Source organism: Streptococcus mitis (assembly GCF_946188695.1).
GTDB classification, from domain to species: Bacteria; Bacillota; Bacilli; order Lactobacillales; family Streptococcaceae; genus Streptococcus; species Streptococcus mitis_DF.
Genome location: NZ_CAMHWI010000012.1, coordinates 1 through 16,254, shown reverse-complemented (window position 1 = coordinate 16,254; position 16,254 = coordinate 1). Strand labels below are relative to the sequence as shown.

The following is a 16,254-nucleotide window of genomic DNA, read 5'->3' as shown; positions in this document are numbered from 1 at the left end:
CTTACCTCGCAATCAAGTCATAAATCTTGGTGATGTTTGGCAACAAGGTTGTTACTAGGAGCTTGTCTCCAACTTCCAACATATCCTCCCCAGTAGGGAAAATAGTCTTGCCCTTTCGAATGATGGCCGCAATAAGAACCCCTTTTTTCAGTTTTAGTTGAGAAAGAGGTTTGGCAGTCATTTTATTGGCTTCCTTGATATGGAATTGCAGGGTTTCGATTTGGCCATTGGCTAGATGGTGCATGGCCTGAAGGTCTGAATACTGGGCATTAACACGACCACGAATAAAGTGCATGATTGTATCTACAGCGATGCTTTTAGGTGTGATGATACTTGAAAAATCAGGCGCATTGATGATCTCGAGGAGACTGGTACGATTGACCTTGGTAATATTTTTCTGTACACCTACCCTGTCAAGGAACATAGAGGTAATCAGATTTTCCTCATCGACTCCTGTTAGAGTCGCAACGGCGTCATAGTTTTGAGCACTTTCTTCCAGCAGAATATCTTTTGCGGTACCATCTCCTTGAACGATGTAGAGGTTTGGAAATTTCTCGCTAAAGAAGCTAGCGATTTCAGGATTGATTTCAATAACCTTGGTATCGATACGACTGTCTTTGAGGATACCTAGTAGATAATAGGCAATTCTACCTGCACCGACGATGAGAAGGCTCTTCACGGCACGAGATTTAAAATAATTATGGAAGAGCATCATATCAACACGGTTACCAGTGACAAAGATTCTATCTTTATCTTGTACAGTCATGTCACCACTTGGGATGATAATTTGATGGTCCCTCTCTATCGCACAGACAATGACATTACCGAATTTTTTACGAAAATCAGAAATGGGCATTTGACAAAGACCGCTGGAAGATTTAACAGTGAATTCCATCAAGCTGACCCGTCCTCCAAAGAAACGTTCGACAGACAGGGCATTGGGGAAGTCAATGATGTTAGCGATAGCGCGGGCAGCCAGAAGCTCAGGGTTAACGATAAGAGAAAAACCGAGAATATTCTTTTCTTTGAAATAAGAGTTAGAATATTCAGGGTTCCGCACCCGAACGATGGTCTCTTTAGCTCCCATTTTCTTGGCTAGAACAGCTGCAATCATGTTCACTTCATCGTACTCAGTCAGGGCGATAAAGATATCACAATCCTGGACACTGGCTTGCTCAAGGATGGTAAAATCGGCCCCGTTACCAAGGATACCCATGATATCAAAGCGATTAACAATATGATTGAGAACGGCTTCGTCTTGCTCGATCAGCAAAACATCGTGCTTTTCTGCAACTAAGGAGCGACAGAGGGCAAAACCAACTTTTCCCCCTCCGACAAGGATAATTTTCATATTAAAACCTACTTTTTCATGATGTAACTATCATACCTTTTTTCAAGAAAAAATGCACCTACTAGCTAATAACCAGAGTTTTTAGTAGGAAATTTGCTATAAGGTAAAACTATACCCTAAGCAATTGAAATAGCTATTAGCACCTTTCTCTGAAATATGGTATGATAAAGGATATACAAGGAGATAAAATGAATAATAATTTACTGGTATTACAATCAGACTTTGGTCTGGTTGATGGTGCGGTATCGGCTATGATTGGAGTGGCTTTAGAAGAATCTCCAACCTTAAAAATCCATCACTTGACGCACGATATCACGCCATATAATATTTTTGAGGGTAGTTACCGTCTCTTTCAGACGGTGGATTACTGGCCTGAGGGAACGACTTTTGTATCGGTTGTCGATCCGGGTGTCGGCTCAAAACGTAAGAGCGTGGTTGCCAAGACTGCAAAAAATCAATATATTGTCACGCCAGACAATGGGACTCTTTCCTTTATCAAGAAACACGTTGGTATTGTAGCCATTCGTGAAATTTCTGAGGTAGCCAATAGACGTCAAAACACAGAGCATTCTTATACCTTCCACGGTCGTGATGTCTATGCCTATACTGGTGCTAAACTGGCCAGCGGTCACATTACTTTTGAGGAAGTGGGACCAAAGCTCAGTGTGGATCAAATTGTAGAGCTTCCAGTCGTAGAGACTATCATAGAAGATCATCTGGTAAAGGGAGCCATTGATATTCTGGATGTGCGTTTCGGTTCGCTTTGGACCTCTATTACGCGAGAAGAATTTTACAAACTGGAACCAAAATTTGGTGACCGTTTTGAAGTGACTATCTATCATGCAGATATGCTGGTCTATCAAAATCAGGTTGTCTATGGCAAATCATTTGCAGATGTGAGAATTGGGCAACCCATCCTTTACATCAACTCTCTCTATCGTTTAGGTCTGGCTATCAACCAAGGTTCCTTTGCCAAGGCCTATAATGTGGGTGTCGGTTCATCTTGGACCATTGAAATAAAGAAAATAGAAGGATAAAATAGGAGAATAAATAGTATGGAAATCAAATTTACAATTAAACAAGTTGTTGCTGTCGGAATTGGTGCTGCCCTCTTTGTCGTCATCGGTATGATCAACATTCCGACTCCTGTTCCAAATACAAGCATCCAGCTTCAGTATGCGGTACAAGCGCTACTTTCTATTATTTTTGGACCGATTATCGGTTTGCTTGTCGGGTTGATTGGTCATGCAATCAAGGACTCTCTTGCTGGTTATGGTCTATGGTGGACTTGGATTATCGCTAGCGGGCTCTTTGGTCTAGCTGTGGGGCTATTTAGAAAGTACGTTAGAGTGATCAATGGTGTCTTTGACTGGAAAGATATTCTTATTTTTAACCTCATTCAACTACTTGCAAATGCTCTTGTTTGGGGTGTCTTGGCACCACTTGGAGACGTTGTGATTTATCAAGAAGCTGCAGAAAAAGTATTTGCCCAAGGGATTGTTGCGGGAATTGCTAATGGTGTATCTGTAGCTATTGCAGGAACTCTTCTCTTGCTTGCCTATGCAGGAACTCAAACTCGTGCAGGAAGTTTGAAAAAGGATTAAAATGATGGGGAAGACTGGGCAACCAGTCTTTTTCGATGTTTATAGATTAGTGAGGCAAGTAAGCTGGGATAGGAATCTTTTTGGCGCTAAGATTTTAAGAGAAGAGACTGCAAGAAGGGGTAGATTTATGATAAAATAGAAGTCTAAGAAGCGAATGAAGAGAGTAAGATGAAAGAAGCTATAATTGAGTGGAAGGATTTCTCTTTCCGGTATGAAACACAACAAGAACCGACCTTGCAAGGGGTAGACTTGACCATTTACAAGGGAGAGAAAGTCTTAATTGTTGGGCCATCTGGGTCAGGCAAGTCTACCTTGGGTCAGTGTTTGAATGGAATTATTCCCAATATTTACAAGGGGCAGATGTCTGGAGAATTTTTGATCAAGGGGCAAGCAGCCTTTGATATGAGTATCTATGATAAATCTCATCTAGTCAGTACAGTTTTGCAGGATACAGATGGGCAGTTTATCGGTTTATCCGTGGCAGAGGATTTGGCTTTTGCTCTGGAAAATGACGTGACAGCTCTAGATGAGATGAAAAGTCGTGTTCATAAATGGGCTGAAAAGCTGGACCTTCTTTCTTTACTGTCTCAGCGTCCCCAGGATTTGTCAGGTGGACAAAAGCAGCGAGTCAGTCTAGCTGGTGTCTTGATCGATGAAAGTCCGATTCTCTTGTTTGATGAGCCACTCGCCAATCTAGATCCCAAGTCAGGTCAGGACATTATCGAATTGATTGATCAGATTCATAAGGAAGAGGGGACGACGACTCTTATTATCGAGCACCGTTTGGAGGATGTTCTGCATCGGCCTGTGGATCGGATTGTCTTGATAAACGATGGTCGTATCCTCTTTAATGGGAGTCCTGACCAGCTACTGGCTACTGATTTATTGACCCAGAATGGAATTCGAGAACCCCTTTATCTCACCACTCTCCGTCAATTGGGTGTGGATTTAGTTAAGGAAGAACAGTTAGCAAATCTGGGCAACTTGTCTATCTCAAAAGGCCAGGTTCAGCTGCGGACTGAATTGGCAAAAGAAACCCCAGAATTGCAGTTACTCTTTAGACTAGAGGATGTGTCCTTTTCTTATGATGATAGACCGATTTTAAAATCCCTACATTTGGATATTAAAAAGGGTGAAAAGATTGCCATTGTCGGAAAAAATGGTGCTGGGAAATCAACTCTAGCCAAGGCCTTAAGTAGTTTTATTCAGACGGAAGGCCACTATCTTTGGGAAGGACAAGATATAAAAGGAGATTCGGTAGCAGAACGGGCGGAACGAGTAGGCTATGTGCTGCAAAATCCCAATCAAATGATTTCAACCAATATGATTTTTGATGAGGTGGCTCTAGGACTTCGTTTACGAGGTGTGGACGAGCAGGAAATTGAAACGAGAGTCTATGAAACCTTGAAAATCTGTGGATTGTATGAATTCCGTAATTGGCCCATTTCTGCCCTGTCATTTGGTCAGAAAAAGCGTGTCACGATTGCATCGATTTTGGTCTTAGGAGCTGAAATTATCCTCCTAGATGAACCGACTGCAGGTCAAGACCAAAAGAACTATACTGAGATTATGGAATTTCTCGAAGAACTGCATCAAAAAGGGCATACCATTGTCATGATAACCCATGATATGCAATTGATGCTGGATTATTCAGACCGAGCTCTTGTCATGGTGGATGGGGAATTGATTGCCGATACTGATCCAGCTAGTCTGTTGAGCAATCCGGAGTTGTTAGTAAAAGCCAATCTAAAAGAAACCTCTATCTTTAACTTGGCCAAGAAACTAGATGTGGATCCACTTGCTTTAACGGCATTTTACAAAGAAAGGAGAGAAGGATGCAAGCTAAATTAATTGGTTACCAGCATAGAGATACTGTGATTCATCGCTTGTCAGGAGCTGGGAAACTTCTCTTTTTCATCCTCGTGTCATTGGCGGCCATGATTAGCTATGATACCAGACTGCTTGTTCTGATTGCCATCTTTTCGGTATTTTTCCTCTATTTGTCAGAAATCCGCTTTAAAGATGTTTCCTTTGTAGCCGTTTTTGCGACGGTATTTGCCATTTTGAATGTTTTGATGGTCTATCTCTTTTCTCCCGAATATGGGGTTGGACTTTACGGCGAGAGAAGTGTGATTTGGCAGGGAATCGGAGTTTACACTCTGACCAGTCAAGAGCTTTTTTATCTACTAAATCTGGCTATTAAGTACCTTTGCACCATTCCTCTGGCTATTATCTTTTTGATGACAACTCATCCTAGTCAGTTTGCTTCTAGTTTAAATCAAATCGGTGTGCCTTATAAGATTGCCTATTCTGTCAGTCTGACCTTGCGCTATATTCCAGATTTGCAGGAAGAATTCTTTACCATCAAGATGTCTCAGGAGGCGCGTGGGATGGAATTATCCAAGAAAGCTTCTCTCATGCAACGAATCAAAGGCAATCTGCGCATTATTACTCCCTTGATTTTCAGCTCGCTAGAACGCATTGATACCATCGCGACCGCCATGGAGCTTCGACGCTTTGGAAAAGAGAAAAAACGTACTTGGTATAGTTATCAGGCCTTGAAAAAAGGAGACTATCTTACCTTGCTCTTGGCAGCCTTGTTTTTAGTAGCTAGTTTACTACTTATCTTGCAGAATCAGGGACGATTTTACAACCCTTGGAAATAGCTTGAAAAAATTGAAAAAATCAAGTCGTTTCTATTGACAATGATTCTGAAAGTGTTATACTAAGAAAGTAGTTTCGCTGATTTACTTCAAACCTGTTGTGAGGTAAGTTAACGATGCCTTAACCACGCTGTTTGCTGAGCTTGACTCCGGGCAGTGTGGCTATTTTTTTGCAATGGTGAAAGGAAGCAAGTCATGACAAATCACATTGTATTATTTGAACCACAAATTCCACAAAATACAGGTAATATCGCGCGTACCTGCGCTGCAACCAATTCTCCCCTCCACATCATCAAGCCTATGGGTTTTCCTATTGATGACCGCAAGATGAAGCGGGCTGGGTTGGATTATTGGGATAAGCTAGAGATTTATTTTTACGATAGTTTGGAAGATTTCATGTCTCAGATGAAAGGAAAACTCTATTTGATTTCGAAATTCGCTGAGAACGTGTATTCTGAGGTGGATTTATCGACTGACGAGGATCATTATTTTCTCTTTGGACGTGAAGACAAGGGATTGCCTGAGGAGTTTATGCGAGAACATCCTGAGAAGGCTCTCCGTATTCCCATGAATGATGAACATGTCCGCAGTCTCAATGTGTCTAATACCGTCTGCATGATTGTCTACGAAGCTCTTCGCCAGCAGAACTTTGCAGGTCTTGAGCTTGTTCATACCTATGAAGTAGATAAGTTGAAATAAAAAATGAAAATGAAAACGAACAAAATGCTTGCGCTTGCAAGCGTTTTTTGTTATGATAAAAGAGTCTTCAGGGCAGGGTGTGATTCCCGACCGGCGGTGACTTTAACTAGGAAATGATCTTTTCCTTTTATACTTTGTTGACAAGCTTTGCCTAACCAGAAGTTATGCCTACAGCTTGTCGCCTAGTCTAAAAGAAAAAGCTCTATTTCCTTCTCTTTAAAGAAGTCCGCGAGCGCAAGCTGATGTGGTGAGATTCCACAACCGACAGTATAGTCTGGATGGGAGAAGACGAAAGAATAGCTTTGTCTGTTCTGATAGATTTATAGCCAAACTGTAACCGCTTGCTTTTGTTTTCTTTAATAGAGTGAGAGGGAACTTTTGGGATATAAAAATAAAGAATAGATAGAGGAATCCTTTCTAACTTCTTCTGATTTTATAGAAAATTGGAGGAACCTGTTATGACAAACACACGTCGACTTTCGACCATTGCAATTCTATCAGCCATCTCATTTGTGCTGATGTACTTTGACTTTCCGCTTTTGCCAGCGGCGTCCTTCCTCAAGATAGAATTTAGTATCTTGCCAGTCCTTGTGGGCTTGGTGGTCATGGATTTGCCTGCTGCGCTAGGAATTCTCTTGCTTCGCTCACTCTTGAAACTGCTTCTTAACAGCCAGGGAGTGAATACTTACATTGGCTTGCCAATGAATATCGTTGCTTTGGGAGTTTTTGTTATCGTATTTGCTTTGATTTGGAAAAAGGAACGGACAACCCTTCGTTTCCTACTAGGCTCTCTAGCTGGGACTATTGGTTTAACCGTGGCTATGTTGGTTCTCAACTATGTTTACGCTGTTCCTTTGTACGCTAAATTTGCTAACTTTGATATTGGAAAAATTTTGGGACTTTCCAACTACCTAATGACCATGGTATTACCTTTTAACTTGATTGAAGGTGTAATCTTTTCCGTTTCATTCTGGTTGTTGTATGTTCTCTTGAAACCAACCTTAAAACATTATGAGAGATAAACAAACATTTTTAATGAAGGGCAGTTTTGCCCTTTTACTTTTCGTTATTCTTGGCTACATGGTCAAATTTTACCCTGAAACGCTGGTCGGTTTTGACCAACCGATACAGACTGCCGTTCGAGGAGACTTGCCAGATTACTTGACTATTCTTTTCAGGGCCATCACACGCTTGATTGATATCCCAGTGATTATCACTTGGGTTGTCATTACAGCTTTTGTCTTTTATCGTAAGCGGTGGAAGATAGAAAGTTTCTTCATGCTGGGAAATCTGGCTTTGGCAGGTCTTTTAATCGTGACCTTTAAAAATATTTACCAGCGCCCACGACCAGCTATTTTACACTTGGTTGAGGAGAAGGGATTTTCCTTTCCAAGTGGCCATTCTCTGGCTGTGACGCTGATGGTAGGGACTTTGATTGTTATTCTTAGTCAACGGATGAAAGATCCAGTCTGGAGAAAAATCGTGCAAATCGTGCTAGGTCTCTACCTAGTCAGTGTGTTGGTATCAAGGGTCTATCTGGGAGTTCATTACCCATCAGATGTACTTGCCAGTCTCTGTGTGGGCTTGGGAGTCTTGTTTATCGAATTTCCCTTCTATGACAAGCTACGCTTCCAATGGCGATTTAAAGGTAAGCAGAAGTGAATATCAAATTCCTTTGAGGAGAAAGAAATGAAAGTCAATATAGCAGATCTTCATCCGACTCAACTATACTTATCAGAAAAGAAACTGCTTGTTGATTACAGATGGGCATCACAGGGCTTATCAGACTTTATTGGCAGGTAGGGATACGATTTCTGCTGAGTGGGATAGAGATGGTGGTGATGAACTATATCATCTCTATGCGCAAGCCTGCGAAGAAAGAAAAATTTACTCTGTTCTGGATTTAAAAAATCATATCTTAGCTAAAGATGAGTATGAAGCAAAATGGTATAACTGGTGTGATGGTTTTAATCAAGCAGCAACTCTTTTGTTGAAAAGGAAAGCAGATGAAACGGATTTTACAAATAGATAATGCACTGCGTCTTGTTCCTTATTATAAGGTCAATCATTGTGAAGAAGCTTTTGCTTGGTATCAGGATGTGAACTTGGTTCACCTCGTAGATGGTGTGAAGAGACCTTATAGTCAAGAAACTTTGGAAGCTATGTATTCCTATTTGGATCAGCATGGTGAGCTTTTTTGGATTGAAGTCAAGGAGAAGGGTGAATGGTTTCCAATTGGGGATGTTACACTATCTCAGGATAATCTCCCCATTGTGATTGGAAATCCCGCTTACCAACATCGAGGACTTGGAAAAAAGATCCTAAGTACTTTGATTGAATTGGCTCGAATAAAAGGATGGAAAGAATTGAGAGTCAAGGAAATCTACACTTACAATCATGTATCTAGGCGCTGTTTCAAGTCGCTTGGATTTATGGAAAATGGAGCAACAGAAAAAGGAATGAGTTTTATATTGAAATTAATCTAATCTAACTTGTTTTTTAACTCAAAATCTGATAAACTATGTAGTAATTGAATAGAAATCTGCAAGACTAGTAACTCAAGGGAAGTATATCAGGGAGGAGAGCCGTGACTGCAAGCTCTCTATATGAAAGCTGGGTGAATTCACTTGTGCATGGATTTAGAAATGAAGGTCTGACTTGTCAGATAAAAACGGATGGTACCGCGTGTCAACGCTCCGAGTGGAGTTTTTGGCATGTGGTTTTCTTTTTATCTACGAGAGACTGATGGAGGAATTATGTCAACTATTGAAGAACAATTAAAAGCGCTTCGTGAAGAAACGCTGGCTAGCTTGAAGCAGATTACTGCTGAAAATAAAAAAGAGATGCAAGATTTGCGTGTTTCTGTCCTTGGGAAAAAGGGTTCACTTACTGAAATCCTCAAAGGGATGAAAGATGTCTCTGCTGAGATGCGTCCGATTATCGGGAAACACGTCAATGAAGCTCGTGATGTCTTGACAGCAGCCTTTGAAGAAACAGCTAAACTATTGGAAGAAAAGAAAGTCGCAGCTCAACTGGCTAGCGAGAGTATCGATGTGACACTTCCAGGTCGCCCTGTTGCGACGGGTCACCGTCATGTCCTCACACAAACCAGTGAAGAAATCGAAGATATCTTCATCGGTATGGGTTACCAAGTCGTGGATGGTTTTGAAGTAGAGCAAGACTACTATAACTTTGAACGTATGAACCTTCCAAAAGACCACCCAGCTCGTGATATGCAGGATACATTCTATATCACAGAAGAGATCTTGCTCCGTACTCATACATCTCCTGTGCAGGCGCGTGCCATGGATGCCCATGATTTCTCTAAAGGTCCTTTGAAAATGATCTCACCAGGGCGTGTGTTCCGTCGTGATACGGACGATGCAACCCACAGTCACCAGTTCCACCAAATCGAAGGCTTGGTTGTTGGGAAAAATATCTCTATGGCTGACCTTCAAGGAACCCTTCAGTTGATTGTGCAAAAAATGTTCGGTGAAGAGCGTCAGATCCGTCTGCGCCCATCTTACTTCCCATTCACAGAGCCATCTGTTGAGGTGGATGTTTCTTGCTTCAAGTGTGGTGGAGAAGGCTGTAACGTATGTAAGAAAACAGGTTGGATCGAAATTATGGGTGCCGGTATGGTTCACCCACGTGTCCTTGAAATGAGTGGTATCGATGCGACTGTTTACTCTGGATTTGCCTTTGGTCTTGGACAAGAGCGTGTAGCTATGCTCCGTTACGGAATCAACGATATCCGTGGATTCTACCAAGGGGATGTCCGCTTCTCAGAACAGTTTAAATAATGATTAGAAAAGTAGAAATGGCAGATGTTGAGGTGTTGGCTAAAATAGCCAAACAAACCTTTCGTGAAACATTTGCGCATGATAATACGGAAGAGCGGTTACAGGAATACTTTGAAGAGGCTTATAGTCTGAGAGTTTTGTCAACTGAGTTGGAAAATCCAGAATCTGAAACCTATTTCATTATGCATGAAGAGGAGATAGCTGGTTTTCTCAAAGTCAACTGGGGAAGTGCTCAAACTGAGAGAGAATTAGAGGATGCTTTTGAAATTCAACGCCTCTATGTTCTACAAAAATTTCAAGGATTTGGACTAGGTAAGCAACTGTTTGAATTCGCTCTTGAACTTGCTACAAAAAATAGTTTTTCCTGGGCTTGGTTAGGTGTTTGGGAGCATAATACAAAAGCTCAAGCGTTTTATAACCGATATGGTTTTGAAAAATTTAGCCAACATAGTTTTATGGTTGGTCAAAAAGTAGATACAGATTGGTTACTGAAAAAGAAATTAAGGTAAGAAGAGGATTCTTCTATTGAAATGATAGGAAAGGAAAAGAACTAGAGTGGCAACGGTCATTCTGGAGAACTAAATTATGCTTGTATCTTATAAATGGTTAAAAGAATTGGTGGACATTGATGTGCCATCACAAGAGTTGGCTGAAAAAATGTCAACTACAGGGATCGAGGTAGAAGGTGTCGAATCACCTGCTGCCGGTCTCTCGAAAATTGTCGTCGGTGAGGTCTTGTCTTGCGAAGATGTGCCAGAAACTCACCTCCATGTTTGTCAGGTTAACGTTGGCGAAGAAGAAGCCCGTCAAATTGTTTGTGGTGCCCCAAATGTGCGTGCTGGCATCAAGGTTATGGTGGCTCTTCCAGGAGCTCGCATCGCTGACAACTACAAAATCAAAAAAGGAAAAATCCGTGGTCTTGAGTCACTTGGGATGATCTGTTCACTTGGTGAATTGGGAATTTCTGACTCAGTTGTGCCTAAGGAATTCGCAGATGGCATCCAAATCTTGCCAGAAAATGCCGTTCCAGGTGAGGAAGTCTTCTCATATCTAGACTTGGATGATGAAATCATCGAACTTTCTATCACACCCAACCGTGCAGACGCTCTTTCTATGCGTGGGGTAGCTCACGAAGTGGCAGCCATCTATGACAAGGCGGTCAACTTTAAAGAATTTACTCTAACAGAAACTAATGAAGTTGCGGCAGATGCCCTTTCTGTAGGTATTGAGACAGACAAGGCGCCTTACTATGCAGCTCGTATCTTGGACAATGTGACTATCGCACCAAGTCCACAATGGTTGCAAAATCTTCTTATGAATGAAGGTATCCGTCCTATTAACAACGTGGTGGACGTGACCAACTACATCCTTCTCTACTTTGGTCAACCAATGCACGCCTTTGACTTGGATACCTTTGAAGGGAGTGACATCCGTGTGCGTGAAGCGCGCGTCGGTGAAAAATTGGTGACCTTGGATGGTGAAGAACGTGACCTGGACGTGAATGACTTAGTTATCACTGTCGCAGACAAGCCAGTAGCCCTTGCAGGTGTCATGGGCGGTCAAGCAACAGAAATCTCTGAGAAATCTAGTCGTGTCGTCCTTGAAGCTGCTGTTTTCAATGGCAAATCTATCCGTAAGACAAGTGGTCGCCTGAACTTGCGCTCTGAGTCATCTTCTCGCTTTGAAAAAGGTATCAATGTGGCAACTGTTAACGAAGCCCTTGATGCGGCGGCTAGCATGATTGCAGAACTTGCAGGTGCGACGGTGCGCAAAGGCATCGTTTCAGCGGGTGAGCTTGATACCTCTGATGTGGAAGTTTCTTCAACTCTTGCTGATGTTAACCGTGTCCTTGGTACAGAACTTTCTTACGCGGATGTAGAAGACGTCTTCCGTCGTCTTGGCTTTGGTCTTTCTGGGAATGCAGACAGCTTTACAGTCAGCGTCCCACGTCGTCGCTGGGATATCACTATCGAGGCAGACCTCTTTGAAGAAATCGCTCGTATCTATGGATATGACCGCTTGCCAACCAGTCTTCCAAAAGATGACGGTACAGCTGGTGAATTGACTGCGACACAAAAACTTCGCCGTCAAATTCGTACGATTGCTGAAGGGGCAGGTTTGACAGAAATCATCACCTATGCTCTGACAACTCCTGAAAAAGCAGTTGAGTTTACGGCTCAACCAAGTAACCTTACTGAACTTATGTGGCCAATGACTGTGGATCGTTCAGTCCTCCGTCAAAATATGATTTCTGGTATCCTTGATACAGTGGCTTATAACGTAGCTCGTAAGAATAAAAACTTGGCCCTTTATGAGATTGGAAAAGTCTTTGAACAAACAGGTAATCCAAAAGAAGAACTTCCAAATGAAATCAACAGTTTTGCCTTTGCCTTGACAGGCTTGGTTGCAGAAAAAGATTTCCAAACAGCAGCAGTTCCAGTTGATTTCTTCTATGCTAAAGGAATCCTAGAAGCATTATTTACTCGCTTGGGAATAGAAGTGAGCTATACAGCTACAGCTGAAATTGCAAGCCTCCACCCAGGTCGTACAGCTATGATTTCACTCGGTGACCAAGTTCTTGGTTTCCTTGGCCAAGTGCATCCAGTCACTGCTAAGGCTTACGATATTCCAGAAACGTATGTAGCGGAGCTTAACCTTTCAGCTATCGAGGCTGCCCTTCAACCAGCTACTCCATTTGTGGAAATTACTAAATTCCCAGCAGTTAGCCGTGACGTTGCCCTCCTTCTCAAGGCAGAAGTGACTCACCAAGAAGTTGTGGACGCTATCCAAGCAGCCGGCGTGAAACGTTTGACAGATATCAAACTCTTTGACGTCTTCTCAGGTGAGAAATTGGGACTAGGTATGAAATCAATGGCTTATAGCTTGACCTTCCAAAATCCAGAAGATAGCTTAACGGACGAAGAAGTCGCACGCTATATGGAAAAAATCCAAGCATCGCTCGAAGAAAAAGTCAATGCAGAAGTGCGTTAAGTTATTAGAGTTTGAAATGAAAGTTTAGACTTAAACATAAAAAACGAATAAAACTAGTTTTCTAGACGGTTAGAATTCTATTTTGTTCGTTTTTTGTTTTTAAATCTTAGATCTTGTTAGTGTGAATGAAGCTGTTCTTATATACTTTCTTGATTTCGCTTTTATAACTGTTTAAGACTACAGTAGATTGAAATAAACTGCGAACAAATCTATTGGGGAATTCAAACAAGTTTATAGCAATGTTTTAGAAGTTTCAATGTGCTGTTTCAACTTCGGCATGAAATAAAATCTAAGTGTATTTTTATTTTTCTGTCTAATAAGTTAAAACACTTGATTTATTAGCATAACAATGATAAAATTAAGTCGGAAACAATTTATAGGTTATAACTTTAGTTAATATATATATATATATATTAACTAGTATTGCCGTTTTCACTAGTTTAATAAATTATAAAGGAGTCTTTATAGATGGAAAATAATCATTCTATGAGTCGAGTAGAACGCTCACGTCGTGAGAAGGTAACTCGTTACTCTGTCAGAAAAGTAAGTTTTGGTGCGGCCAGTGTAGCAGTTGCAGCATTTTTTATGTTTTTGGGAAATGGTGCAGTGTATGCAGCAGAACCAAACGTAACAGCAACAGATTCTGCCCTAGCAGCTATTCCAGCAAATAATCAGTTGGATGAAAATTCTGGTAGCAGTGAAGCTACTGCTCCGAAAGCTCAAGCAGACACAACTACTCCAGCACCTACTGATGCAAGCTCAACATCAGTGGAGTCATCTACTGTTTCGAAAGCCCAAGCAGACGCAACTACTTCAAAACCTGCTGATGCTACTCCAGCGCCAGTAGTATCATCTACTACTTCAACAACAGAAGAAACACCAGAAAAGGCTACACCTGCCTTGGATAAAAAACAGCTGGAAGATTACGTAGCAGAAATTGATGCTAAATTAGCCTCAGATAGCTATGCTACTAAGACAGATGAAAGTGTAGCAACCCTTAAAGAACATCTAGGGTTAGCAAAACTTGCCCTAACAACAGCCAAAAGTCAAGACGAGTTAACAAAAGCTTATAGAAGACTCTTTATGACAGTGAACAGCGGTTTACGTAGTAAGCCTAAAGCGCAGGTGGAAAGTCCTAAACTAGATACAACAGAAGGCAAAGCGACTGTTGGTAAGAAAGCCAGCAATACTGAGAAAGCTACAGGCACCAACTCTATCGCCAATTCAGGAAAACATGATCCACGTAATGGACAAGCCCTAGATGCAAACAATCCATTCCGAACAGGTGATACAGCTACAACAGATGAAGATAACGATTCATCTATCAATGAAACGGATTTAAATGTAGTAAACCCATATTTTGAAGCTAACGGAACACCAACCAAAGAAGAAAAATGGAAAGTTATTGATAAAATAGATCTTGTCGGATGGCAATTAAGTAATAGTAATCAAACAAAGGTTGTTATTGTGAATGGTAAAGCTACTTCATATGGAGGATACGGAGGGGTTGTTAACCAAACACATCCATATTCTATACCTTTAGCTTTATACAGTACTAAAAATGATGCTACAAGTAAGAGTGATAAATTTGGAGGAGTTTATCAAGATATTGATGTAAAACCAGGACAAGAAGTGGTAGTAGGATTTAACTCTACAAACTTCGGAGGTTTTGCTACGCAGAATAACAGAGTTAAAGTAACAGTATCATATCCAGAAAGAGGGAATGACATTCAAGGGACTATTACCTGGAGAACCTTAGGAAGCCCATATTCAGGAGTATTTACAGTTCCGAAGGGAGTTACAAAAGTTAGAGTCCGTTTAGAGGCTGCAGATGGTAATGTAAGTCAAGATGATGGTGGGAAAATCAATATAGATGGTAACAATTATTATCTTGGACCTATGGTTTCTAACTTAACGATTAGTACAGGTTCACACATTGTTACAACTACACCACAAGTTGATTATAAAGAAGTATCACCATCAGCAACGGCAACAACTGTACAGGCCACAGTTAGTTTGGATGTTGAAAATAAAGGACACTATTCTTCAGGTAATAATAAATACATAGTAAAACTGCCAGATAATGCTAAATATATATCTTCAACGGGTGGAACAAAAGCGCAAGTAAATGATGGTACTTTGACTATAGATTATAAATCATTAGCTCCAGGTGAGAAAAAAACATTAACCTATACAGTAGAATTACCAGCGGATAAACCAAGTTCAAATGATTTTAACGGTGTTAACTCGTTTAGAACATCTACACTTTATAATGGATTATCAGGAGATGTTGTTGCAGGAGGAGCGACTGGAACAGTAGGACCACAAACTCGTAATATTCCAGTCAAAACTCAAAATGTAACAGTTAACATGTACAAAACAGACTTAGAAAATAAAGTCAATGAGTTAGAAACTAAATTAGCACAGTTAAACGAAAGCGACTATACGCCAGATAGCTGGAAAGCGATGAAAGAACAACTTGCTACAGCTAAGCAAATCCTTAATGAAGAACAAGATAAAGTACCGGTAGCTGATCGAAAAAATCAAGCTGAAATTAACGCTAAATTAGTATTACTAGAAAAAGAAAAAGCTAAATTAGATTTAGAAAAAGCAGCTAAAGATCAAATTGCTGCGATTGAAGCAGTTGATGGTTCAGTAAAAGAAGAAAAAGAAGCCGCTAAAGCAAAAGTAATTGAAGCCTTAGCAGCAGCTAAAAAAGCAGTAGACTCAGCAACAACCGAAGCTGATGTAGCAGCAAAACTGACAGAAGAAACAAACAAGATTACTCCAATACTTCCAGCAGAAGAAGTTAAGACAGCAGCTAAAAATGATATTCAAAGCGTACTCGAAGAGAAGAAATCTCAAATAGCAGCTCGTGATGACCTAACTACTGAAGAAAAAGAAGCAGCTGTAAAAGAAGCAGAACGTTTAGCACAAGATGCAAAAAATAAAGTGGATTCAGCAACTACTGAAGAATCTGTGGAACGTAATAAAGACCGCGGTGAAGAAAAAGTAGAAAAAGTAGATCCAGCAGCTAAAGTCAAACCAGCAGCTAAAGCAGCGATTGATGCAGCATTAAAAGCACAAGAGCAAGCAATTGATGCAAAACCTGATTCAACGAAAGAAGAAAAAGAAGCAGCTAA

Annotated in this window: 13 protein-coding genes, 1 pseudogene and 1 riboswitch; of the genes and pseudogenes, 13 read left to right on the top strand and 1 reads right to left on the bottom strand. The window is 41.0% G+C overall.

Annotation, left to right across the window (positions count from 1 at the left end):
• Position 1 precedes the first annotated feature (1 nt).
• Positions 2-1,351 carry a Trk system potassium transporter TrkA gene (trkA, locus tag N8L33_RS06210; protein WP_070482190.1) on the bottom strand — a complete coding sequence of 450 codons (1,350 nt, stop codon included), beginning with the start codon at positions 1,349-1,351 and terminating at the stop codon, positions 2-4.
• 188 nt (positions 1,352-1,539) lie between these two features.
• Here trkA and N8L33_RS06205 point away from each other — a divergent pair, with 188 nt between their 5' ends.
• The 13 genes and pseudogenes from N8L33_RS06205 to N8L33_RS06145 form a co-directional block, all read left to right on the top strand.
• Positions 1,540-2,388: an SAM hydrolase/SAM-dependent halogenase family protein gene (locus N8L33_RS06205; protein WP_261059263.1), complete on the top strand. Its 849-nt coding sequence runs from the start codon at positions 1,540-1,542 to the stop codon at positions 2,386-2,388.
• An 18-nt stretch (positions 2,389-2,406) separates the two neighbouring features.
• A complete protein-coding gene (locus N8L33_RS06200; RefSeq protein WP_000403160.1) occupies positions 2,407-2,955 on the top strand; it encodes an ECF-type riboflavin transporter substrate-binding protein in 549 nt (182 codons plus the stop codon).
• 168 nt (positions 2,956-3,123) lie between these two features.
• Positions 3,124-4,806 carry an ABC transporter ATP-binding protein gene (locus N8L33_RS06195; RefSeq protein WP_261059261.1) on the top strand — a complete coding sequence of 561 codons (1,683 nt, stop codon included), beginning with the start codon at positions 3,124-3,126 and terminating at the stop codon, positions 4,804-4,806.
• A complete protein-coding gene (locus N8L33_RS06190; RefSeq protein WP_261059259.1) occupies positions 4,791-5,621 on the top strand; it encodes an energy-coupling factor transporter transmembrane component T family protein in 831 nt (276 codons plus the stop codon). Before N8L33_RS06195 ends, N8L33_RS06190 begins: the two co-directional genes overlap by 16 nt.
• A 192-nt stretch (positions 5,622-5,813) precedes the next feature.
• Positions 5,814-6,317 carry a tRNA (cytidine(34)-2'-O)-methyltransferase gene (locus N8L33_RS06185; protein WP_261059258.1) on the top strand — a complete coding sequence of 168 codons (504 nt, stop codon included), beginning with the start codon at positions 5,814-5,816 and terminating at the stop codon, positions 6,315-6,317.
• Positions 6,318-6,376: 59 nt separating this feature from the next.
• Positions 6,377-6,611, top strand: a riboswitch (FMN riboswitch).
• A gap of 164 nt (positions 6,612-6,775) precedes the next feature.
• Positions 6,776-7,339, top strand: coding sequence for an ECF transporter S component (locus N8L33_RS06180; protein ID WP_000185823.1), 564 nt, complete (start codon positions 6,776-6,778; stop codon positions 7,337-7,339).
• On the top strand, positions 7,329-7,979 hold the full coding sequence (locus N8L33_RS06175) for a phosphatase PAP2 family protein (RefSeq protein ID WP_261059256.1): 651 nt from the start codon (positions 7,329-7,331) through the stop codon (positions 7,977-7,979). The genes N8L33_RS06180 and N8L33_RS06175 overlap by 11 nt, the downstream gene beginning before the upstream one ends.
• A gap of 27 nt (positions 7,980-8,006) precedes the next feature.
• Positions 8,007-8,349, top strand: a pseudogene (locus N8L33_RS06170) (chromosome partitioning protein ParB).
• A gap of 4 nt (positions 8,350-8,353) precedes the next feature.
• On the top strand, positions 8,354-8,803 hold the full coding sequence (locus tag N8L33_RS06165) for a GNAT family N-acetyltransferase (protein WP_261059292.1): 450 nt from the start codon (positions 8,354-8,356) through the stop codon (positions 8,801-8,803).
• A gap of 270 nt (positions 8,804-9,073) precedes the next feature.
• Positions 9,074-10,120 (top strand): phenylalanine--tRNA ligase subunit alpha, encoded by a 1,047-nt coding sequence (gene pheS, locus N8L33_RS06160; RefSeq protein WP_031237702.1) that lies wholly within the window; start codon positions 9,074-9,076, stop codon positions 10,118-10,120.
• Entirely contained in the window at positions 10,120-10,629 is a 510-nt protein-coding gene (locus N8L33_RS06155; protein ID WP_000619949.1) for a GNAT family N-acetyltransferase, read from the top strand. The genes pheS and N8L33_RS06155 overlap by 1 nt, the downstream gene beginning before the upstream one ends.
• Positions 10,630-10,705: 76 nt before the next feature.
• Complete coding sequence (pheT, locus tag N8L33_RS06150) at positions 10,706-13,111, top strand: phenylalanine--tRNA ligase subunit beta (RefSeq protein WP_261059255.1); 2,406 nt, start codon at positions 10,706-10,708, stop codon at positions 13,109-13,111.
• Positions 13,112-13,579: 468 nt separating this feature from the next.
• Positions 13,580-16,254, top strand: a 2,675-nt coding sequence (locus N8L33_RS06145; RefSeq protein WP_261059253.1) for a SasC/FmtB family protein, incomplete at its 3' end; no start/stop codon positions are given.